Source organism: Kribbella sp. DT2 (assembly GCF_049844575.1).
In the GTDB taxonomy this organism is placed as follows: Bacteria; Actinomycetota; Actinomycetes; order Propionibacteriales; family Kribbellaceae; genus Kribbella.
In genome coordinates this window covers 349,937-371,494 of record NZ_JBNCLH010000007.1, presented here as the reverse complement: position 1 = coordinate 371,494, position 21,558 = coordinate 349,937, and the positions used below count along the sequence as shown (strand labels likewise).

Below are 21,558 nucleotides of genomic sequence, written 5' to 3'. Positions count from 1 at the left end.
GAACCACCCCGACCCTTCCGGGTCCGGCCCACGCCGGCCCCGGACCCAACCCCGGTCGTTGTCTCCCGGAGGTTGAACACCGTGTCAGCACCGGCCCCGCGGCCACGGCACCGCTGTGCCCGCAAGCCGGTGCCGCCCCGGCCGGCACGCCGGACCCCAACGCCACAAGGCGTTCGGGCTCGACGGATTCGGTTGCGCCGGGCACCGTCAACGGGCCATCATCACGCATGGTCCACGTGACGTCCGCCGTCGCCGCGAATCCGCCGGCCGTGACGACCCCGGCGTTCGTGGGACGCGAGCGGGATGTGGCGGCGCTGTCGGCCGCGCTGGCCGAGGCCCCGGCCCTCGTGCTCGTCGAAGGCGAGGCCGGGATCGGCAAGAGCCGCCTGCTCCAGGAGTGGCTGGCGCAGGCGCCGGGCCGCAGGCACCGTGCTCTGCTGTCGATGTGCCCGCCGCTCCGGGAGTCGTTGACGCTGGGTCCGATCGTCGACGCCTTCCTCGGGACGCAGCACCGCGTGGCCGACCTGGGGCTCACCGATCTGGCCGGAGCGCTGCGGCCGTTGTTCCCGGAGTGGTCCGCCGATCTGCCGCCTGCTCCGGAGCCGTTGGACGACGCCAAGACGGCACGCCACCGACTCTTCCGTGCTCTGGCCGAGCTGCTCCGTGCGTTGCACGTGGATCTCCTGGTGGTCGAGGACGCGCACTGGGCCGACGAGGTGACCCTGGAGTTCCTGCTGTTCCTCACCTCCCGCCAGCTCAGCGGCGGACCGAACCTGGTCGTCACGTACCGGCCCGAGGAGGTGGCCGACCAGTCGCTGCTCCTGCGGTTGTCGTCCCGCCTGCCGGCCGGCATCACCCACTTGCGGCTCGTCCTGGCGCAGCTCAGTCAGAACCAGACCGCGGACCTCGTCTCGTCGATGCTCGACGGCCAGCCGATGTCGGCCGAGTTCAGTTCGTTCCTGCACAAGCGGACCGACGGCGTACCGCTTGCGGTCGAGGAGTCGGTGCGCCTGATGTGCGACCGCGCGGACCTGGTGTTCCGCGACGGCCAGTGGATGCGGCTCAGCCTCAGCGAGCTGCAGGTCCCGCCGACCGTGCGCGACTCGACCCGGGAGCGGGTCGGGCGACTGTCGTCGACTGCGCAGCGAGTGCTGCAGGCACTGGCTGCCCTGTCCGAGCCGTCCACCGAGCTGACCCTGACCTCGACCGCCGACCTGACCGCCGACGCATGCCAGGCGGGCGTCACCGAGGCGTCCGAGGCAGGCATGGTGCTCGACGACGACCTCGGGCGGTGGCGGTTCCGGCACATGCTGGTGGCCGCCGCGGTGTACGAGGCGACGTCCCGGACCGAGCGCCGGTCCCTCCATCTGCGCGCGGGCCGGGTTCTGGAGGACGTCGATCCGCCGCCGGTCGCGCAGCTCGCCCGCCACTTCCGGGAGGCGGGCGAGACCAAGCCGTGGACCCGGTACGCCGAGCAGGCCGCCCACCGCGCCCTCGCCTCAGGCGACCACACCACAGCGGTCGTCCTGCTCGACGAGCTGCTGACCGCGGCCCGGCTTGCCCCACCGGACACCGCACGGATCGCCCGCGTCGCGGCGGTCGCGGCGCTCGGCCGCAGGGACTCGGTCGACGAGGTGCACCGGCGCGTGGTCCGGACCCTGCGCGCCGTGCTCGCCTCGGCCGATCTGACCGCGCGTCAGCAGGCGGAGATCCGCAACCCGCTCGGCCGGCTGCTGATCAACCTGAGCGAGGCCCAGGAGGCACTCACCGAGCTCGAGCGCGCAGTGCGGGATCTCGAGCACGATCCGGTCGAGGCCGCCAAGGCGATGACCTTTCTCGGCTGGGCGTACGCCGGGCCGTGGCCCGCCTCGACCCATCGGCACTGGCTCGAACGGGCCGCCGGCCTGACCGATGCGATCGACTCGCCGGCGGACCGGTTGTCCCTGGCGGGGAACCGTGCGGCGGCGCTGCTGATGCTCGGCGAGCAGGATGCCTGGGACGTCGTGGCCGAGTTGCCGACCGAGGGGTCGACCTCGGCGGAACGGTTCGACGTGGCCCGGATCAACGCCAACATCGGTACCGGCGCGCTGGTCTGGGGCCGGTACCCGGAGGCTCAGCACCACTTGACCGTGGCGCTGGGTCTCGCCGAGGCCGAACAGGCTTCCCGGCTGCGGTACAACGTCCTGATCGAACTGGCCAACCTGGACTGGTTCTCCGGCCGCTGGGAGGGCCTGGCCGAGCGCGCGGCGGCCCTCGCGACAGCCGACCAGGAACGGCCCAGCGTCTACCTGGCGAGCATCCGGCTGGCGGCGCGTCTGGCCGCCGCGAGCGGGGGCCGGCGGGCCGCGGCGGAGCAGTTCCAGCTGGTGCTGGACGAGGCTGCGAGGCTCGGCGCGGTCGACGACACGATGGAGCCGGCGGCGGCGCTGGCGCAGTTGTGGCTCGCGGACGGCGACGTCGATCGTGCGCTGCGGATCACCCAGCGGCCGATGGAGACGGTCGAGACCAAGGGCATCTGGATCTGGGCGACCGATCTCGCTCCGGCCCGGGTCGCGGCGCACCTCGCCGCAGGGCAGGTGGAGGAGGCGATCGACCTGACGCGGAGGTTCGCCGAAGGCCTGCGCGACCGCCACGCACCCGGACCGCAAGCGGCGCTCGCAGCGTGCCGGGCACACCTCGCGACCGCGACCGGTGACCACGAAGGTGCGGCGGCCGGCTGGGCAGGCACCGCGCGGGAGTGGGACGAACTGCCGCGCCCGTACGACGCTCTACTCGCCCGCGAGCGACAGGCCGAGGCGCTGCTCGCCGCGGGCGACGCCCGTGCGGGACAGGAGCTGTTGGCCGCGGTCTACGAACCGTTGTTCCGGCTCGGTGCCCGCGGCGACGCGGACCGGGTCGCGCAGCGGCTTCGTGATCACGGCACGGACGTGCCACGGCTGTGGAGGGGCGGCCGCCGCGGGTACGGCGACGAGCTCTCGCCCCGCGAGCTCGACGTGGTCCGCTGGGTCGTCGCCGGCAAGACCAACCGCGAGATCGCCCGGATCCTGACGAAGTCGCCGGCCACCGTGGACCAGCAGCTGCGTTCCGCGATGCGCAAGCTGAAGGTGACGTCCCGGACCGCCCTGGCGGTGACCGCCGTCGAGGTCGGGGTGTTCACCGAAGAGAACGGTCCGGCCGACGCTTCCTGATGATTGACGTATCCGCTGGATAGCGACCACGCGGCCCGTCTCGGACCATGACGGCATGATGCAAACCACCGGGACACCGCATGGGTGACCGGCCCGACCCCCCAGCTGACGGCGCCGGCTCCCCCGCTGACGAGCTCGGCCCTGCCGCGGACGCACCGCTGCGTCGCCCGGTGCAGCAGCCGGGCAGCGACGCCGAGGACGACGTACGCCCTGGCCATCAGCAGCGGGACCGTTACCAACCCCTGTAGCCACCCGCTCCCGGCCGGCGGCCATCGACCCACCGGCTGGGCTCTTGCCTGTTCGAGAGGACCCGAATGAAACTTCTTTCCGCCCTGACAGCGATGGCTGTGGCGGTCGGCCTGAGTGTGGGTGCCGCGCCACCGACGCCGGCCGCCGCCAGTCCGGCCCAGGTCACCGCCGACCCGGTGCAGCCCGCCGAGAAGATCGAGCCGGAGCTGCAGCAGTCGTTGCGCACGGCCAAGACCGACCTGTGGGTCCAGTTCTCCGAGCGGGCCGACCTGTCCACGGCGCGGCAGATCGACGACTGGGCCACCCGCGGCCGGGCCGTCTACGACACGCTCCGGAAGGCGGCCGAGTCGAGCCAGTCCGAGGTGGCCGCCGAGCTCGGCAAGCGGGGCGTCCACTACCAGAGCTACTGGGTGACGAATGCCATCCTGATCGAGGACGGTACGGCGGACCTGGCAGCCACGCTCGCCGGTCACTCCGCCGTCACGGAGATCTCGCGCCCCACGGCGTTCGTGCTGGAGGAGCCCCCGGTCGCCCCGGTCGCTGCTCCGAAGGCGGTCGCGGCGGGTCCTGAATGGGGTGTCGCCGACATCCACGCCGACCAGGTCTGGGCCACCGGGATCACCGGCCAGGGCATCACCGTGGCCAATCTCGACACCGGCGTCGACGGCGACCACGCGGCGCTGCGGAGCTCCTACCGCGGCTTCGATCCGGCCACCGGCACGATCGACGACGACTACAACTTCTACGACGCCGACGGGGTCTGCCCCGACGGCGCCGGTCCGTGCGACCGGCGCGACCACGGCTCGCACACGATGGGCACCATCGTCGGCGACGACCACGCGGGCAACCAGATCGGGGTCGCCCCGGGCGCGCACTGGATCGCGGCCAACGGCTGCGACTCGTGCTCGGCCGACGCGCTGGCCGCCTCCGCGCAGTGGCTGCTCGCGCCGACCGCCGCGGACGGCAGTGCTCCCGACCCGGCCAAGCGCCCGCACGTGGTGAACAACTCGTGGGGTTCGAACGCCCCGACCAACGAGCCGTTCATGGAGGACATCATCGAGGCCTGGGACGCCGCGGGCATCTTCTCGGTGTGGTCCAACGGCAACGAGGGGTCGGCCTGCCAGACCTCCGGCTCGCCCGGGTCGCGGACCCTCACCTACTCGGTCGGTGCGTCCGCCCAGGACGGCACGATCGCGGACTTCTCCTCCCGCGGCCCGGGCCAGGACGGCGAGATCAAGCCGAACATCGCCGCCCCGGGCGTCGCCGTACGCTCCTCGATGGGCGACGGGACGTACGCCGCGATGAACGGCACCTCGATGGCGGCGCCGCACGTCACCGGCGCCGTCGCGCTGCTGTGGTCGGCCGTGCCGGCGCTCGTCGGTGACATCGAGAGCACCCGGGCGCTGCTCGACGAGACGGCGCACGACGTCGACGACACCACCTGCGGCGGCACCGCCGACGACAACCCGACGTGGGGCGAGGGTGAGCTGGACGCTCTGGCGCTCGTCAACGCCGGCGTCGCCGCGGGCGGCGCGGGCCGCCTGACCGGAACGGTCACCGACTCCGCCGGCAAGCCCGTCGCGGGCGCCACGATCACGGCCCAGGGCGAGCACTCACGGACGGCGACGTCGGCCGCGAACGGCACGTTCTCCCTGCAACTGCTGGCCGGCGAGTACGACGTCACGACGACGGCGTTCGGCTACCTGCCCACCACCACGAAGACCACGATCACGGTGGACGGCAGCGCCACGGTCAGCGCGGTGCTCGCGACCGCGACGAAGTACGGCGTGACCGGCAAGGTCGTCACGGCCGACGGCGCCGCGGTGCCGAACGCCGACGTCACCGTGAAGGACACCCCGCTGCCGGTGGTCCGCACCGGCGCCGACGGCACGTTCACGATCGCCGGCGTACCGGCGGGCGACTACACCCTCGCCGTCCGGCCGAACTCCTGCTTCTCCCCCGCCACCGCCGCCCTCGCGGTCGACGGTGACGAGTCGCTGACCGTCCCGGTCGAGCTCGTCGAGGACGGCATCGGCTACACCTGCGCCGTGTCCGAGGGCGACTACCGCCGCGGCACGGACAAGGTGGCGTTCCCCAACGGCGTCTGGGCCGACGTCAAGCTGCCGTTCCCGGTCGCGTTGTACGACGGCTCGTTCGAAGCCCTCAAGGTCGGTCTGCGCGGCCTGATCTCGGCCGACCCGACGGCGACGCCGGGCGGCACCGGACGGGCGGTCCTGCCGTTCTACTCCAGCCGCCCGCTGGACCTTGGCGAGGGTGGCGTCTACACCGCGGCCACCACGGTGAACGGCGAGGACGCCTTCGTGATCGAATACCGCGACGTCACGGTCACGGCGCCCGACACCTCCGGCGTGCACGCCCGTGTCAACTTCTCCGTCACGTTCACGCGCTCGGGAACGATGATCGTCGGATACGGCGACGGCGTCGGCGAGAACGGCCCGATCAGCGCCGGTTCCACCGCGATCACCGGCATCCAGGGGTCGGACGGCGTCGGGATCTCGTTCTCCGACCAGGCGCCCGCGCTGCACGAAGGGCTCGTCGTAACCTACGACCTGCCCGACTTCGGCTTCCTCGACACCGTGGTGGCCGACAAGAACGACGGGTTGCCGGTGGCCGGTGCCCAGGTCTCGATCGCGGATGCCGACGGCGTCGTCGAGAACCTCACCACCGACTCGACCGGTGCGTTCCACCGGCAGCTGGCGACCGGCAAGTACACAGTGGCGGTCGTTGCCTCCGGCTACCAAACCCAGAGCCACGACTTCACCCTCGACAAGCTGTACTCATCGGCCAAGGTCGACGCACGCCTCCTGACCGGGGTCGCCGACCTGGCGACCGACGGCCTGGACGCCGTACTCGGCACCGACCAGGGCGGGACGGGGTCGTTGACGCTGACCAACTCCGGCTCGGCGCCGATGAAGTTCGAGCTCGGTGAGGTGGGTCGCCACCCGGCGTTCGACCAGCAGCCGGCGGTCACCAGCACCGTCAAGGGCGCGCAGACCTCGATCGACCTCGCGGGCTGGAACAAGGTTGCCACAGGCCCCTATGCCCCGTCGGCCGCGGACCGGGGTACGGCGAAGGCGAGCACCAAGGATCCGGCGTTCCCGGTCGGCGTACTGTCCGGCGGCGACGTGCTCACCAGCTTCAACCCCACGCCGGGCGTCGAGAGCGAGCCGGCCGGCATCGGGTACGACGGCGACGTGTGGGTGCACGACTACGACGCGGAGACCAACACCGCCTTCACCGTGACCGGCCGCAAGACCGGCAAGGAGTTCGCGGCGTCGTGGAACCCCGACTACAAGGCGTTCGACCTGGCCCTCGACACCCGCACCGGTGACATGTGCCAGATGGAGGACAGCCCGAAGAGCTACATCCACTGCTTCGACCGCGAGACCGGCAAGAAGACCCGCGAGGTCAAGGGTGACTGGTCGACGGTCCAGCTGACCGGTCTGGCCTACGACCCGGGCCGCGACGTCTTCTACGTCGGTGGCCGCAAGAACGGTCTGATCGGCACCATCGCGGGCACGTCCCACGCGACGCCGGGACAGATGCTCTCGTACTGCGCACCGCCGTTGCCCCAGGTGATGGGCCTGGCCTACAACACCGCCTCGGACACCATCTGGTACACCGACCGGAGCGCGTCCAAGACCCGGCTCCTGCAGGTCGACCCGACCGACTGCTCGCTCGTCAAGGCCTGGTGGTTCCCGCAGCCGAAGGCCAACCAGGGCGGCGGCCTGGAGACCGACGTCACCGGCGCCCTGTGGGCGACCGACCAGATCTCGGACCAGGTCCTGCTGGTGGACGTCGAGGACGACCAGGTCACCGACCTGCCCTGGCTCTCGCTGTCCAGCACCGGCGGCACGCTCGCGCCGGGTGAGTCGAGGACGGTGAAGGTCTCGCTGTCCAGCGACGACGTCGACCCGGGAGTGCTCGGCGCCAACATCGTCGTCACCTCCGACGCCGGCCGGCAGTCCAAGCACTACGTCCCCGTCACGCTCACCGCCACGGCGTACCAGGCCGCCGTGAACGCCGGCGGTTCGTCCTTCACCGATGACGCCGGCTTCACCTGGTCCAAGGACCAGGCGTACCGGAAGAACTCCTGGGGGTACCAGGGCCGGACCCGGGCGACCTCCACCAAGGCCAGGGTGGAGGGAACCGTCGACGACGCCCTGTTCCAGAGCCAGCGCACCACGTCGGACATCGAGTTCGGCTACACGTTCGACCGTGCCCCCAAGGGCAGGTACGTCGTCGATCTGGGCTTCGCCGAGATCGAGAACGCCAAGCCCGGCAAGCGCGTCTTCGACGTACTGGTCGACGGCAAGGTCACGCAGTACGGGTACGACATCGCCGGCTCGGCCGGGCGGCTGACCTCGGACGTGCACACCGCCGTCGTCGAGCACGCCGGTGGGCCGCTGACCGTGGAGCTCAAGGGTCACCGAGGGATGAAGCCTCCGAGCGTCACCTCGCTGCGGGTGACGCTCGATCCTCGGGGCACCGAGGCCGGGCCGGGGCCGGAGGATCCCGGTCCCGAGGAGCCGGAGGAGGTCGAGGTCGCGCCCGCCGGGCGCTCGTACACGCCGACGGTCACGACGGGACTGTACCGCGCGGGCACCACGCGGACTCCCTGGACCGGTACCTTCCTGTGCGGCGTGCTGTGGTTCGGGTTCGACTTCCCGTTCTACGACCGGACCTGGGACGGGGTGTGCGTGTCGCCGACCGGCATGCTGACCTTCGACCGGAGCCGGACCATGTCGGCGAACACCGATCTGCCGACCAGTGCCGCCGGAGCCGACGCGATCTACCCGTTCTGGGACAACCTGTCCGTCGACGCGTCGGCGGGGATCTACGTCGGCGTGGCCGAGGTCGACGGACACGCCGCGCAGGTCATCGAGTACCGCAACGTCGTCCTGCGGGACGCGCCCGACCAGCGGGTGAGCTTCTCGGTCACGCTCGTCGAGGACGGCCGCATCCAGCTCGGGTACGGCGACGGCGTCGGCGGCGAGAACCCGCTGACCAAGGGCTCGTCGGCCACCGTCGGCATCGAGGGCCTGAACGGCGCGCCGACGCTGGTGCACTCTTTCAACACGCCCTCGCTGACCGCGGGTCTCGACCTGGAGTACACACTCCCGGCGGCCGGCACGCTCGAAGGCGTCGTCACCGACACCAACGACGGCAAGCCGATCGTCGACGCCTCGGTCACCCTGACCGCTCCCGACGGCGGCACCCGCACGATCACCACCAACAAGGTGGGGCTCTGGAAGGCCCAGATGCTGCTCGGTGAGCACACGGTGAACGTCTCGGCGCCGAACTACGTCGCGGACACCGCCAAGGTGACCATCAGCGAAGGCGGACAGGCGCAGACGCGGGACGTCGGGCTGCGCACCGGCGTCGCCGAGGTCTCCACCGAGAAGCTGGAATGGCATCTCGGCCCGAACCAGACGGCCAGGACCAACGTGGTCGTGACCAACACGGGCTCGGCCCCGTTGTCGGTGTCGGTCGCGGAGCGGGCTCGCGGTGACCAGGCCGCCGGTACGGCGACCGACGTACCGTGGCTGTCGCTCACCGGCGACGCGACCAAGGCCGCGGTCGACCTGGCCGTCGGCCGGTCCACCACGGTGACGGCAACGGTCCGCACCGCGGGGACCACGCCGGGGCTGCTGCTCGGTGACGTCCTCGTCTCGTCGAACGACGGGCGCACCCCGGCCCGGCTCGTGCCGGCCGACCTGGCGGCTTCGGCGTACTGGGTGGGGGTGAACGCCGCAGGCCCGGCGTTCACCGACTCCGCCGGGTTCGCCTGGTCCGCGGACCAGGCGGCGCGGCCCCAGCGCGCGTGGGGTTACGTCGGCGGCACCACCAAGTCGACCAGCGCGAACATCGCGGGCACCGTGGACGACAAGCTGTTCCGCACCCAGCGGACCGGCAAGACGTTCTCATACGTGTTCGAGAACGCGCCGGCCGGGAGCTACGTGATCGGGCTGGGCTTCGCCGAGCTCGCCGACGTGAAGCCCGGCAAGCGTAAGTTCGACGTACTGGTCGACGGCGAGCCGGTGCTCTACGACCACGACGTCCGAGCAGACGTCGGCAGGCTCACCGCCGACACGCACACCACGACGGTCGAGCACACCGGCGGTGACCTCACGGTCAAGCTGGTCGGGGATCCCGGGCAGGCCGACCCGGTCCTCGGCTCGCTGAAGGTGCTGGAGGACCCACGCCCGGTCACGAAGAGGTGAGCGGGGGGTCCGGCTGACCTTCCGAAGACATCACGGTCCCGGCCGGGCCGGCACGATCGGCTCCGTCACCACCCAGGTGGCGGGGCCGATCGGGGGTCCGGCCGGACGGCTAGCTCTTGCCGTCGTCGGACTCGGTCGGGGCCTCGGAGTCCTTCGCCGAGTCGGGCTTGTCCTTGCCCTTGCCCTTCCCCTTGCCCTTGTCCTTGCCGTCCTTGCCCTTGTCCTTGCCGTCCTGCGGCGGGTCCGCCGGGAGAGGCGGGAGCTTGCCGCCCATTCTCGGGTCCCGGTAGCGCTCGAGGGTGGCGAGGAAGTCCGGGTCGTCGTCGGGCGCGACCGGGCGGCCGGGGGCCGGGGTGCGGCGGACCGGTCGTTCGGGGCGTCGCGCGTTCCGGGACATCAGCAGCCAGACGATCGGGCCCGCGAAGGGCACGAAGACGATCAGGACGAGCCACACCAGCTTGGGCAGGTAGGGGACGTCCTCGGTACGCGTCTGGATGCAGGAGAACAGCGCGTAGACGGTCAGGGCCAGGCTGATCAGGAACGGCAGATATCGCACGCCTCCACAGTACGGCGCCTTTCCCAGCGCGCGACCCCGACGGCGCGGCCGATCCCCTTTCGGCTCGAGAACGGCCGCCCGTACGCCGCGGATTCAGCTCGCCCGGGTCAGCCCGCGAGCCTTGAGCACGGAGTTCTCCAGTGGCCGGAACACCGCGAGCTCGATCCCCACGCCGACCACGAAGATCAGCAGGATGCCGGCGAAGACCATCGAGATGTCCGACAGCGACATCCCGTTGTGCAGGAACTGCCCGAGCCCCTCGCCGAGGTCCGGTGAGGTCGCGATCAGCTCGGCGGCCATCAGTGACCGCCACGAGAACGCCCAGCCCTGCTTGAGCCCGCCGAGGAACCCGGGCAGCGCGGCCGGCAGCAGGATGTACCGGATCCCGCCCCACCGCCCGGCCCCCAGTGCCTTCCCGACGCGCGGCAGGATCGGCGGGACCTGGTCCAGACCGGACACCAGACCGTTCGCGATCGACGGTACGGCGCCGAGCAGCACGACCCAGTAGATGGCCCGGTCGTTGAGCCCGAACCACAGGATCGCCGCCGGCACCCACGCCACCGACGGCAGGCTCTGCAGCCCGCTCACCAGCGGCCCGATCCCTCGCCGTACGACGGTGATGTTGGCGATCGCGAGCCCGAGCGGGACGGCGATCAGCAGCGAGATCGCGAACCCGATCACGGCCCGGTGCACCGACACCCAGAACAGCTCGAGGATGTCGCCGCTGACGATCAGCTGCCAGATCTGCGCCCAGACGTCGGCCGGCGCCGGCAGCTTGAACTCGGGCCAGAACGCCGCCGCCCAGAGCGCCTGCCAGATCGCGACGAGCAGCACGACCGCCCCGACGGGCGGCAGCACCCGCCCGGCGATCCGCCGCAGCAGGCTGCTCTGGTGGCCGGTGATCGGGGTGTCGAGCGCGTCCAGCCCGGCCTCGACCGATCCCTCGTACGGCGAACCGGACGCCGAGCGTTCCTCGACGTCCGTGGTCTCAGGCTGCGGCATGGCGGCTGATCACCTCGCGCAGAGCCGTGTTGATCTCGTCCACCGCAGCGATCTCCGGTGCCCCGGTCAGCCCGTCGACGTCCCATTGCCGTACGACGCGCCCCGGCCGCGAGGACAGCAGGACGACGCGCTGACCGAGCCGCACCGCCTCGCGGACGTCGTGGGTGACGAACAGGATCGCCGTACCGGTGGCGCGCCAGATCCGCAGCAGCTCGCCCTGCAGCACGTCACGGGTGATCGCGTCGAGCGCGGAGAACGGCTCGTCCATGAGCAGCAGCGACGGCTTGCCCGCTCCGGTGCCCGTGTGGTCGGTCGTCGAGGCCAGCGCGCGGGCGAGCGCGACCCGCTGCCGCATCCCGCCGGACAGCTCGTGCGGCCGCTTGTCGCCGACACCCTTCAGCCGGACGAGCTCCAGCAACTCGGCCGCCTTCGTCTTGCGTTCGGACTTCGGTACGCCGGCCATCCGCAGCGGGAGCTCGATGTTGCCGGCGGCGGTCAGCCACGGCATCAGCGCGGCCTCCTGGAACACCACCGCCGGGCGCGACGAGTTCACCTCGATCCGTCCGCTGGTGGGCTTGTCCAGCCCGGCGACCAGGTTGAGCAGCGTGGTCTTGCCGCACCCGGACGCGCCGAGCAGGCAGACGAACTCCCCCACCTCGACCTGGAGGTCGACCTGGTCCAGGGCGACCACGGCCTTCGCGCCCTGCCCGAACGCCTTCCCCACCTGGTGGAAACGTACCGGCTGGACGCCGGCGCTCACGGTCTGCCGGTCCTCGACGGTCGCGGTCATGGTCTGCCTCCTGGATGCGGAACCTGCGGCGGGCCTAGCGGGAACTGCGCGTGCGGTTACTTCTTGTCCAGACCGGCGGCGTCGACGGTGGGCTGTCCGGCCTTGGTCAGTACGTCGTTCAGCGGGCCGAGGTCGGCGAACCCGGCCACGGACGGCGCCTCCTTGGCGATCGCGGCGGTGACCTGGTCCTTGGCCAGCTGCGGGAACTGCCCGGCGACCGGGTCGGCGGTGATGTCGATCGCGCCGAAGGCCCGGTCGATCACGGCCGGCTGCAGCGCCTTGCCGGTGAGCTCCTTGAGCTGGGCGTTGACGAGCGTCTTGGCGGCGGCCTTGTCCTTGGTGCTGAAGTCGATCGCCGCGACCAGCCCGGTGAGCAGCTGCTTGACGGTCTCCGGGTGCTCCTGCAGGAACTGGGTCCGGACGATCAGCACGGTGGTCGGGAACTTGCCGTCGGGCCACAGCGTGGCCTCGTCGAGCAGCACCTTGGCGCCGGCGTCGAGCACCAGCCGCGACGACCAGGGCTCGGGCAGCCAGGCCGCGTCCACGTCGCCCTTCTTGAACGCGTCCAGCGTGGCCGCGTTCTCCAGGTTGGTGACCTTGACCTTGCCGGTCAGGCCCTTCTCGGACAGCCACTTCTTCAGCGACACGTCCTGGGTGTTGCCCAGCTGCGGCGTGACCACGGTCTTGCCGACCAGGTCCTCGGGCTTGGTGATGGCCGGCTTGACCACCAGTTGCGCGCCGCCGGACGTCGTACCGGCGATCAGCCGGACCGCTTCGCCGTTGGACTTGGCGTAGGCGTTGATCGCCGGGCCGGAGCCGATGAAGGACGCGTCCAGCGAGCCGCCGAGCAGCGCGCCGACAGCCTCGGGGCCGGCGTTGAACTTGGTCGGCACCAGCTTGGTGCTGCCGAGCTCCTTGGTGAACAGGTTGTCGCCGAGCCCGACCAGCGCGGCCGCGTGGGTCACGTTCGGGAAGTAGCCGAGCCGCAGCTCGGTGGCGGGGCCCTTGTCGGCCGAGGCGGCGGGCGCCTCGTCGCTGTCGGCGCGCGAGCAGCCGGCGGCAACGGCCAGGGAGAGGGCGACCGCGACGGCGGCGATCGTACGGAGACGGGCAGGGCGAGGACGGCGGATGCTCACAGGAGACCTTCGAGGGTGCGGGCGACGGGCGGTGTCGCGGGCGGGTGTGCTTCGGAGCGAGCTGGAACCGCGGAGCGGCAGCGGGCAGAGAAGTGCGCCGAAGGTCAACAGGTCGCGGAGGCGACGCGGAGCAGGTCGACGTGCCGGCGGCGGGTGAGCGCGTCGGCTGGCCGGTTGGCGGTGACCTGCATGCCCACCATGAAACCGGACAAAGTCCATCAACGGGCTCTGGTTTCACCATCCGAGACGAGAAATCGGATTCCGAGACAGATCAACCGGTTCAGCAGAACCCATCTGGTCCCGCGGCCGCTCCGAAGTCCTTCCGGGGAACGAAGAAGTTGTTCAAAACTTATGCACCCGGAAGGCTCTGAACATGAACGGTCATCGTCCTTCGGTGGCCGTGGTCGGGTCCGGCGTCGCCGGGTTGACCGCGGCGTACCTGCTGAGCCGGACGTGTCGGGTCACCGTCTTCGAGGCGGACGTCCGGCCCGGCGGGCACGCGCACACCCACGCCGTCACCGACTCGGCCGGCACCACGCACCGGGTCGACAGCGGCTTCATCGTGCACAACGAGCAGACCTACCCGTACCTGCTCAGGCTCTTCGCGGAGCTCGGCGTCCGCACGCGGCCGACCGAGATGAGCATGAGCGTGCACTGCGACGGCTGTGGTCTCGAGTACGCCGGGGGCCGCGGCGCCGCGTCGATCGTGAGCCAGCCGCGCCGGCTCGCCGATCCGCGGTTCGTCCGGATGCTCACGGAGATCCCCCGCTTCCACCGCGAAGCCCGCGCTGTCCTGAACGACGGTGACGACACGATCACCTGGGCCGAGTTCCTCGACCGGCGCGGCTTCTCGGCGTACTTCCAGAGGCACTTCGCGGTCCCGCTGGTCGCCTGCGTCTGGTCGTCCGGGACGGCCGACGCCGGGCTCTACCCCGCCCGCTACCTGTTCCGCTTCCTCGACCACCACGGCATGCTGACCGTCGGCGGCTCGCCGACCTGGCGCACGGTCGAGGGCGGTTCCGGCGCGTACGTCGACCAGGTGGTGGCCGCGATCGGCGACGTCCGGACCGCGACTCCCGTCCGCTCGGTACTGCGGCACGACGACGGAGTGGAGATCGTCACCCCCGACGGCACGCACGACTTCGACCGCGTCGTCCTGGCGACGCACGCGGACACGACGCTCGACCTGCTCGACGACGCGACGCCGGAGGAGAAGACCCTGCTCGGCGCATTCCGCTACTCGGCCAACCCGACCTGGCTGCACACCGACGCCTCCGTCCTTCCCGCCGTACGACGGGCGCGGTCGTCCTGGAACTACCGGATGCGTGACTGCCACTCCGACCAGCCGCAGGTCCTGGTCAGCTACTGGATGAATCGCCTGCAGGGCCTGGACTCCGCCGACGAGCACCTGGTCACGCTCAACCCCGACGGCTGGGTCGACCCGGCCAAGGTGACCAGCCGGATGTCGTACGCGCACCCGGTCTTCACGCCCGAGTCGGTCGCCGCCGCCGAGCAGCTCAAGTCGGCAGGCGGCCCGCGGCTCGCCTTCGCGGGCGCACACCTGGGCTGGGGGTTCCACGAGGACGGCTGCCGCTCAGGTGTCGAGGCCGCGGCCCGGTTGGGGGTCGAGTGGTAGCCGGCGAAAAAGGTCAGCCCGTCCTGCCCGCGATCGTCCCCGGACACGTCAGCCACTCGCGCCGGGTGCCGAAGCGGCACCGGTTCCGCTACCGGACGTACCAGTGGCTCGTCGACGTCACCGACCTCCCGCACCGCGGGTGGCTCGGATCGTTCCGCGCCGCCGACCACCTCGGTGATCCGGGCCGCTCGCTGAAAGACAACGTGGCCGCCTTCACCGCCGCCCACGGCGTACCGCTCGCACCGGACGATCGCGTCGTGATGCTGGCCAACGCCCGCACCTTCGGCTACGTCTTCGACCCGCTCACCGTCTTCTGGTGCCTCACCGCCGCCGGCGACCTGCGCTGCGTCGTCCTCGAGATCCACAACACGTACGGCGAACGCCACGCCCAGCTCGCCCGCGGCACCCGCTTCAGCCTGGACAAGCAGTTCTACGTCTCCCCCTTCTTCACCGTCGAAGGCCGGTACGACGTCACGCTGCGCCTCGAACCCGACCAGGTCTCGGTCGCGATCGACCTGCACCAGCACGACCGGCGGGTGTTCTCCGCCGCCTTCACGGGCAAGCCACGCCCGGCCGGCCGGCGAGCCGTCCTCACGACGGTCTTACGGAACCCTTTCGTCACCCACCAGATCGCCGCTCTGATCCGAATCCATGGAGTGTGGCTGTGGCTCCGCCGGTTACCGGTGGTGCAGCGCCGCCCGCACACCCCACCGGAAGGAGTCGCACGATGATCGACAACGAGCGCTGGCCAGACATCTCCACCAGTCCGAAAAGTACTGTTCGTGCGGCTGCCGCACGGCAGGTACTGCGCGGGGCCGTCCGTGACCTCCAGGTCGAGGTCGTTCTGCCCGACGGCCGCCGCCTCGGCCGCGGCGGTCCGACCATGGAGATCGTCTCCGACCGCTTCTTCCACCGGATCGGCGCCGACCTCAAGATCGGCTTCGGCGAGGCCTACATGGCCGGCGACTGGCGAGCAGCCCCCGGCACCGATCTCGCCGAGCTCCTGACCGTCTTCGCCCGCCGCCTCACGACCCTCGTCCCGCCGACGCTCCAGCGCTTCCGCAAGCTGATCGAGCAGCGCATGCCGGCCGCCGAGCGCAACGACCGCACCGGCGCGCGCTCCAACATCGCCCGCCACTACGACCTGTCCAACGACCTGTTCGCGACCTTCCTCGACCCGACCATGTCCTACTCGTCAGCACTTTTCGACGGCACCGACGACCTCGAGCAGGCCCAGGTCCGCAAGATCGACAACGTGCTCGACCTCGCCGGCGTACGGGACGGCTCGAACGTGCTGGAGATCGGCACCGGCTGGGGTCAGCTCGCGATCCAGGCGGCGGGCCGCGGCGCGACGATCACGTCGATCACCCTGTCCACCGAGCAGCGCGACCTGGCCCGCAAGCGGATCGCCGAGGCGGGCGTGGACGCGACCGTCGAGCTGTGCGACTACCGCGACATCGAGGGCCGGTACGACGCGGTGGTGAGCGTCGAGATGATCGAGGCGGTCGGCGAGCGCTACTGGCCGACGTACTTCGAGACCGTCGACCGCGTGCTGGTCCCCGGCGGGCGGTTCGGCCTGCAGGCGATCACGATGCCCGACGACCGGCTGCGCGCGACCCGGCACGCGCAGGGCTGGATCCACAAGTACATCTTCCCCGGCGGCCTGATCCCTTCCCTGGAGGCGATCGACCGTACGGCGGGCCGCCTGACCGTCGTCGACCAGCACGCGTTCGGCGCCGACTACGCCAGGACCCTGCGCCGGTGGCGCGACCGCTTCACCGAGCAGGCCGCGGAGGTCGACGCGCTCGGCTTCGACGCGACCTTCCGCCGGATGTGGGAGTTCTACCTGGCGTACTCCGAAGCGGGCTTCCGCTCCGGCTACCTCGACGTCGTCCAGCTCGCCCTGACCCGACGGACCTGACCCGAAGGACCTGACATGGATCTCACCGGCCGCAAGATCTGGATCGTCGGCGCCTCCTCCGGCATCGGCGCCGCCCTCGCCCACGAGCTGCACCGGCGCGGCGGGCAGGTCGCGATCTCGGCCCGCCGCGAGGACAAGCTGAAGGAGGTCGCGGGCAACCAGCTGGCCGTCAGCACCATCGACGTCACCGACCAGGACTCCGTACGCCGGGCCGCCCACGACGTGACCCAGCAGCTCGGCGGCCTCGACATCGTGATCTTCAGCGCCGGCTACTGGGAGCAGATGGACGACTTCGACGCCGCCTCCTTCCAGAAGCACCTCGACGTCAACCTGACCGGTCTCGCCAACACCCTCGACACCGTGATCCCGCGCCTGCAGGGCGGCGGCATGATCGTCGGCATCGCGTCGGTCGCGGGCTACCGCGGCCTGCCCGGCGCCGAGGCGTACGGCGCGACGAAGGCCGCGCAGATCAACCTGCTCGAGGCCCTGCGCGCCAAGCTCCGGCCCGCCGGCATCGACGTGCTCACCGTCTGTCCGGGTTTCGTCGAGACCGAGATGACCGAGACCAACTCGTTCCCGATGCCGTTCATCATCAAGGCCGACCAGGCGGCCCGCGCGATCGCCGACGGCATCGAGCGGCAGTCCGCCCGGATCGTCTTCCCCTGGCAGATGGCGCTGCTGATGCGCTTCACCAAGTTCGTCCCCGACCGGCTCTGGGCGCTGGCGCTCACGCCTCGCTCCTGATCTGTCCAGATGCGGTCATAGGTGTTGCCCTCAGCAGCTGACGGTACGTACGGTCCTCCGGGATCGACCGCCTGACGTGAGGAGCTCTCCCCGTGGCCACAGCAGCATTTCCGGACGGCTGGGCCCCCGGTGGCCCTCTCGACGTGGCGAAGCTCACGGTCGAGTACACCGACCGGCCGCTCGGCCTCGACGAGCCGCGCCCCCGCCTCGCCTGGACCGCCACCGCCCCCGGCTTCGGAGCCACTCAGTCGGCGTACCAGGTCCTCGTCGCCACCAGCGCTGACCTCCTCTCGTTGGAGCAGGCCGACGTCTGGGACTCCGGCAAAGTCACCAGCGACACCATCCAGCTCGAGTACGACGGCCCGCAGCTCGCCCCGCGCACCCGCTACCACTGGGCCGTCCGCCTCTGGGACGGCTTGGACCGGGAGAGCAAGTGGAGCCGCCCGAGCTGGTTCGAGACCGCCCTGCTCGACGAGGGCTGGCAGGACGCCCGCTGGATCGGCGCCTCCACCGAGGCCGCTCCCCTGCTCCGCCGAGCCTTCGACCTGCCCAGCCCGGTCGCAAAGGCCCGCCTCTACGTCAGCGGCCTCGCGTACGCCGACCTGCGGGTGAACGGCCAGAGCGTCAGCGACGCCGTCCTCGACCCCGGCTTCACCGACTACGACCGCACGGTCCTCTACGTCACCCATGACGTCACCGAACTGCTGCACCCGGGCGAGAACGTGCTCGGCGCCGAGCTCGGCCGCGGCTTCTTCGGCCTGACCACCGAGAACACCTGGCGCTGGCACGAAGCCCCCTGGATCGCCGACCCGCGTCTGCTCGCCCGCCTCGTCGTCGACCACGAGGACGGCACGACCACCGAGCTTCACTCGGACACCACCTGGCAGGTCACCAGCGGCCCGACGACCTCCGACAGCCTGTACGCCGGGGAGACCTACGACGCCCGCCTCGCCCAGCCCGGCTGGGACTCACCTCTCTTCGACGCCTCCACCTGGTCCCCGGCGCTCGAGCTGGACGCACCCAAGGGACAGGTCCGCGCCCAGCAGCACGAACCGATCCGGGTCGTCGAAGAGCTCGCACCGGTCGAGCTCACCACACCGCACGCCGGAATCCAGGTGGCCGACTTCGGCCAGACCACCGCCGGCTGGGTCCGCCTGAGCGCCGAGGCGCCGGCCGGGACGAAGATCACCGTCGTGTACGGCGAGACGCTCGCCCCCGACGGCCAGGTCGTCGCGGTCAACCGGCACGTCCACGGCGGCCGCTTCCAGGTCGACGAGTACATTGCCGCAGGCAACGGAATCGAGACCTGGGCGCCGCGCTTCTCGTACAAGGGTTTCCGCTACGTCCAGGTCACCGGCGCCGAGCACGTCGGGCTCACCGCCGAGGTGGTGCACTCCGATGTCCGGCCGGCGTCGCGCTTCAGCACCGACGTCGCGATCTACGCGTGGCTCGAGGACGCGATGCGCCGGACCGTGCTGAACAACCTGCACGGCATCCCCACCGACACCCCGATCCTGGAGAAGAACGGCTGGACCGGCGACGCGCAGGTGGGCGCCCCGTCGATGACGTCGCTGCTCGACCTGTCCCGGTTCTTCACCAAGTGGCTCGGCGACCTGCGCGACAGCCAGACCGCCGACGGGCAACTCCCGGTCATCGTGCCGTCGGGTGGCTGGGGGTACGCCGAGCTGGCGCCCGCGACCGAGTGGTCGACGGTCTACCCGTTCGTGCTCCGCGAGATGCACCGCTGGTACGGCGACACGCGCGTGCTCCGCGAGCACTGGGAGACGGTCAACCGCTACATCGACTGGGAACTGGCGCGGGTCGAGGACGGCCTGTCGACCAGTGTGCTCGGCGACTGGATCCCGCCGGGCTACCGCAAGGGCCCGCCGCCGGAGGACTCCCGGCTGACCGCGACGGCGTACCTGCACCGGGCACTCGTCGCGGTGATCGAGATCGGCGAGCTGATCGGCGAGACCGGCGACCTGGATCGGTTGCGCAAGGCAACCGTCGAGCTGGCCGACGGCCTGAACCGGGAGTTCCTCGACCGCGAGGCCGGGCTGTACCGGACGGCGACCGACCCCGACTACCGGCAGACGTCCAACGCGGTGCCGCTCGCGTTCGGGCTGGTCCCGGACGAGCTGATCGACCAGGTCGTCACCAACCTGGTCAAGGACATCGAGGCGCGCGACTTCCACCTGAACACCGGCTGCCTCGGCGTCGGCGTACTGCTTCCGGTTCTGACGCGGTACGGGCACGGCGACGTCGCCGCGAAGGTCGCCCAGCAGCGGACGTACCCGAGCTGGGGCTACTGGCTGGATCAGGGTGCCGACACCCTGTGGGAGATGTGGGAGACCGACACCCGGTCGCGCAACCACTACTTCCAGGGCACGGTCGTTCAGTGGCTGCTGGAGAACGTCACCGGCCTCCGCAACGCCGGCAACGGCTGGGAGCGGATCGTCGTCCGGCCGGACGCACGGGCCGACACGTCCCAGGCCTCACTGCGCAGCGACACGGTGCGCGGCAGGGTGTCCGCGAGCTGGCGGCAGGTCGGGCGCGTGCTGCACGTGGAGGTGCAGGTCCCGGTCGGCAGCACGGCGGAGGTGCACGTGCCGTCGGAGCAGCCGACGGACGTCACCGCCGTACCGGCTCCGTACGCCGGGGAACCGGTCTGGGCGGACGGCTACACGATCTACACGGTGCCGTCAGGCCACTGGTCGTTCACCAGCCGGACGGCGTGATCTTCTGGCTCTGCGACTTTTTGGTGAGGAGCAGGTCGCGGCAGACGCGGCCCTCGGTGTGTGCCCGCGACTCGAACTTGGTGAGCGGGCGCCACGAGGGCCGTGGCGCCCAGTCGTCGTACTGGTTGACGAGCTGCGGCTCGGCCGAGCCGATCGCGAGCATCTCGTCGGCGTAGTCGGCCCAGTCGGTGGCCAGGTGCAACGTGCCTCCGGGGCGCAGTCGAGACGCGACGAGCGCGACGAACGGCGGCTTCACCAGCCGCCGCTTGTGGTGCCGCTTCTTCTGCCACGGGTCCGGGAAGTAGATCCGGACGCCGTCCAGCGTGTCCGGCGCGACGTGGTCGCGCAGGAAGTCGAGCGCGTCGCCGTGCAGCAGGCGGACGTTGGTCAGCGCGGACTTCTCGACCGCGAGCATCAGCTGCCCGAGCCCGGCCGGGTAGACCTCCGCGGCCAAGTGGTTGACCTCGGGCGCCGCTTCCGCGAGCTGCGCGGTCGCCTCGCCCATGCCCGACCCGATCTCCAGCACCACCGGCGCGGTCCGGCCGAACCAGGCGTCCAGGTCCAGCGTCCCGGCCGGCAGGTCGTCCAGCTTGCGACCGAGCTCGGGCCAGCGCGTCTCCCAGACCCGCTGCTGCCCGGCCGTCATCCGCACGCTGCGCCGGACGTGACTGAACACCCCCGGCTGCCGCACCTGATCTACCTCCTGCACCGATACAAACTCAGCCACCGGTACAACTTACAGGCCGTCAGGCACTCCTCCTGTAGTCGAGCAGGAGAGGGTCCCCCCGCAGCCGGGCCAGCGCCCGGCTGGTCTGGCTCTTGATCGTGCCGACCGCGCACCCGACCTCTTCCGCGGTCTCGGCCTCGCTCAGGTCGACCAGGTACCGCAGTACGACGACCACGCGCATCCGTCCCGGCAGCCGTTCCAGCGCGGCGACCAGCACCGAGTCGCGCTCGATCCGGTCGTAGTAGTCGACCAGCACCGGCCGCGTCGGCAGCTCCTCGGTCGGGAACTCCAGCTTGCCCTTCTTCACCCGCCAGTACGCCCGGCAGGTGTTGACCAGCACCTGCCGCACGTACGCGTACGGGTCGTCGGCCCTGATCGTGTCCCAGGTCCGCCAGCACTTGGCCAGCGCGGTCTGGACCACGTCCTCCGCGAGGCCGTGGTCCCTGGTCAGCAGGTACGCCGTCCCCAGCAGCGCGCCGTACTTCTGTGTCACGAACTCGGTGAAGCTTGTTGCACTGTCCCCCGACAGTTCCGCCATTGTGATCGCCCCCAGCGTGTGCTCTGCGAGAAATCAGAGTCGCGCAGGGTCCTTTCACTGCACTTTCATGGCGCTGAAGTCCTGTAAC

The 21,558-nt window shown here is 71.0% G+C and carries 15 protein-coding genes; 8 read left to right on the top strand and 7 right to left on the bottom strand.

The features are described 5' to 3' along the window. Positions 1 to 227: 227 nt before the first annotated feature. The 3 genes from ACLQ2O_RS29175 to ACLQ2O_RS29165 all read left to right on the top strand — a co-directional run bounded on the left by ACLQ2O_RS29175 (position 228) and on the right by ACLQ2O_RS29165 (position 9,682). On the top strand, positions 228 to 3,188 hold the full coding sequence (locus ACLQ2O_RS29175) for a helix-turn-helix transcriptional regulator (protein WP_425837394.1): 2,961 nt from the start codon (positions 228 to 230) through the stop codon (positions 3,186 to 3,188). Between the two features lie 80 nt (positions 3,189 to 3,268). Next, positions 3,269 to 3,436: a hypothetical protein gene (locus tag ACLQ2O_RS29170; protein WP_425837391.1), complete on the top strand. Its 168-nt coding sequence runs from the start codon at positions 3,269 to 3,271 to the stop codon at positions 3,434 to 3,436. A 66-nt stretch (positions 3,437 to 3,502) separates the two neighbouring features. Then, the gene (locus ACLQ2O_RS29165; RefSeq protein WP_425837388.1) at positions 3,503 to 9,682 is read left to right on the top strand and encodes a carboxypeptidase regulatory-like domain-containing protein; all 6,180 of its coding nucleotides are present in this window, start codon (positions 3,503 to 3,505) and stop codon (positions 9,680 to 9,682) included. 109 nt (positions 9,683 to 9,791) lie between these two features. Here the strand turns inward: ACLQ2O_RS29165 and ACLQ2O_RS29160 are convergent, their stop codons facing one another. The 5 genes from ACLQ2O_RS29160 to ACLQ2O_RS29140 all read right to left on the bottom strand — a co-directional run bounded on the left by ACLQ2O_RS29160 (position 9,792) and on the right by ACLQ2O_RS29140 (position 13,366). Continuing rightward, a complete protein-coding gene (locus tag ACLQ2O_RS29160; protein WP_425837385.1) occupies positions 9,792 to 10,238 on the bottom strand; it encodes a PLD nuclease N-terminal domain-containing protein in 447 nt (148 codons plus the stop codon). 93 nt (positions 10,239 to 10,331) lie between these two features. Continuing rightward, on the bottom strand, positions 10,332 to 11,240 hold the full coding sequence (locus tag ACLQ2O_RS29155; RefSeq protein ID WP_425837383.1) for an ABC transporter permease: 909 nt from the start codon (positions 11,238 to 11,240) through the stop codon (positions 10,332 to 10,334). Then, positions 11,227 to 12,030: an ABC transporter ATP-binding protein gene (locus ACLQ2O_RS29150; RefSeq protein WP_425837380.1), complete on the bottom strand. Its 804-nt coding sequence runs from the start codon at positions 12,028 to 12,030 to the stop codon at positions 11,227 to 11,229. The genes ACLQ2O_RS29155 and ACLQ2O_RS29150 overlap by 14 nt, the downstream gene beginning before the upstream one ends. A gap of 56 nt (positions 12,031 to 12,086) precedes the next feature. Further along, entirely contained in the window at positions 12,087 to 13,166 is a 1,080-nt protein-coding gene (locus tag ACLQ2O_RS29145; RefSeq protein WP_425837378.1) for an ABC transporter substrate-binding protein, read from the bottom strand. Positions 13,167 to 13,270: 104 nt separating this feature from the next. Beyond that, positions 13,271 to 13,366, bottom strand: a complete 96-nt coding sequence (locus ACLQ2O_RS29140) for a putative leader peptide (protein WP_425837375.1) — start codon at positions 13,364 to 13,366, stop codon at positions 13,271 to 13,273. 173 nt (positions 13,367 to 13,539) lie between these two features. Between ACLQ2O_RS29140 and ACLQ2O_RS29135 the strand changes: the two genes are divergently transcribed. The 5 genes from ACLQ2O_RS29135 to ACLQ2O_RS29115 all read left to right on the top strand — a co-directional run bounded on the left by ACLQ2O_RS29135 (position 13,540) and on the right by ACLQ2O_RS29115 (position 20,205). Next, on the top strand, positions 13,540 to 14,802 hold the full coding sequence (locus tag ACLQ2O_RS29135; protein WP_425837373.1) for an NAD(P)/FAD-dependent oxidoreductase: 1,263 nt from the start codon (positions 13,540 to 13,542) through the stop codon (positions 14,800 to 14,802). Positions 14,803 to 14,867: 65 nt separating this feature from the next. Next, positions 14,868 to 15,533, top strand: coding sequence for a DUF1365 domain-containing protein (locus ACLQ2O_RS29130; RefSeq protein WP_425837370.1), 666 nt, complete (start codon positions 14,868 to 14,870; stop codon positions 15,531 to 15,533). After that, positions 15,530 to 16,723 carry a class I SAM-dependent methyltransferase gene (locus ACLQ2O_RS29125; RefSeq protein ID WP_425837367.1) on the top strand — a complete coding sequence of 398 codons (1,194 nt, stop codon included), beginning with the start codon at positions 15,530 to 15,532 and terminating at the stop codon, positions 16,721 to 16,723. Before ACLQ2O_RS29130 ends, ACLQ2O_RS29125 begins: the two co-directional genes overlap by 4 nt. A 15-nt stretch (positions 16,724 to 16,738) precedes the next feature. Next, positions 16,739 to 17,467, top strand: coding sequence for an SDR family NAD(P)-dependent oxidoreductase (locus ACLQ2O_RS29120; protein WP_425837365.1), 729 nt, complete (start codon positions 16,739 to 16,741; stop codon positions 17,465 to 17,467). A 92-nt stretch (positions 17,468 to 17,559) separates the two neighbouring features. Further along, positions 17,560 to 20,205, top strand: coding sequence for a family 78 glycoside hydrolase catalytic domain (locus ACLQ2O_RS29115; protein WP_425837362.1), 2,646 nt, complete (start codon positions 17,560 to 17,562; stop codon positions 20,203 to 20,205). Here ACLQ2O_RS29115 and trmB read toward each other — a convergent pair. Then, entirely contained in the window at positions 20,186 to 20,932 is a 747-nt protein-coding gene (gene trmB, locus ACLQ2O_RS29110; RefSeq protein WP_425837360.1) for a tRNA (guanosine(46)-N7)-methyltransferase TrmB, read from the bottom strand. The genes ACLQ2O_RS29115 and trmB overlap by 20 nt on opposite strands. Before the next feature lie 19 nt (positions 20,933 to 20,951). Then, positions 20,952 to 21,470, bottom strand: coding sequence for a SigE family RNA polymerase sigma factor (locus ACLQ2O_RS29105; protein WP_425837357.1), 519 nt, complete (start codon positions 21,468 to 21,470; stop codon positions 20,952 to 20,954). Between the last annotated feature and the right edge of the window lie 88 nt (positions 21,471 to 21,558).

Bases quoted from the DNA above. Each gene is read 5' to 3' on its own strand.
- ACLQ2O_RS29175 (WP_425837394.1), top strand. From the start codon at position 228: ATGGTCCACGTGACGTCCGCCGTCGCCGCGAATCCGCCGGCCGTGACG.
- ACLQ2O_RS29170 (WP_425837391.1), top strand. From the start codon at position 3,269: ATGGGTGACCGGCCCGACCCCCCAGCTGACGGCGCCGGCTCCCCCGCT.
- ACLQ2O_RS29165 (WP_425837388.1), top strand. From the start codon at position 3,503: ATGAAACTTCTTTCCGCCCTGACAGCGATGGCTGTGGCGGTCGGCCTG.
- ACLQ2O_RS29155 (WP_425837383.1), bottom strand. From the start codon at position 11,240: ATGCCGCAGCCTGAGACCACGGACGTCGAGGAACGCTCGGCGTCCGGT.
- ACLQ2O_RS29150 (WP_425837380.1), bottom strand. From the start codon at position 12,030: ATGACCGCGACCGTCGAGGACCGGCAGACCGTGAGCGCCGGCGTCCAG.
- ACLQ2O_RS29140 (WP_425837375.1), bottom strand. From the start codon at position 13,366: ATGGTGGGCATGCAGGTCACCGCCAACCGGCCAGCCGACGCGCTCACC.
- ACLQ2O_RS29135 (WP_425837373.1), top strand. From the start codon at position 13,540: ATGAACGGTCATCGTCCTTCGGTGGCCGTGGTCGGGTCCGGCGTCGCC.
- ACLQ2O_RS29125 (WP_425837367.1), top strand. From the start codon at position 15,530: ATGATCGACAACGAGCGCTGGCCAGACATCTCCACCAGTCCGAAAAGT.
- ACLQ2O_RS29120 (WP_425837365.1), top strand. From the start codon at position 16,739: ATGGATCTCACCGGCCGCAAGATCTGGATCGTCGGCGCCTCCTCCGGC.
- ACLQ2O_RS29105 (WP_425837357.1), bottom strand. From the start codon at position 21,470: ATGGCGGAACTGTCGGGGGACAGTGCAACAAGCTTCACCGAGTTCGTG.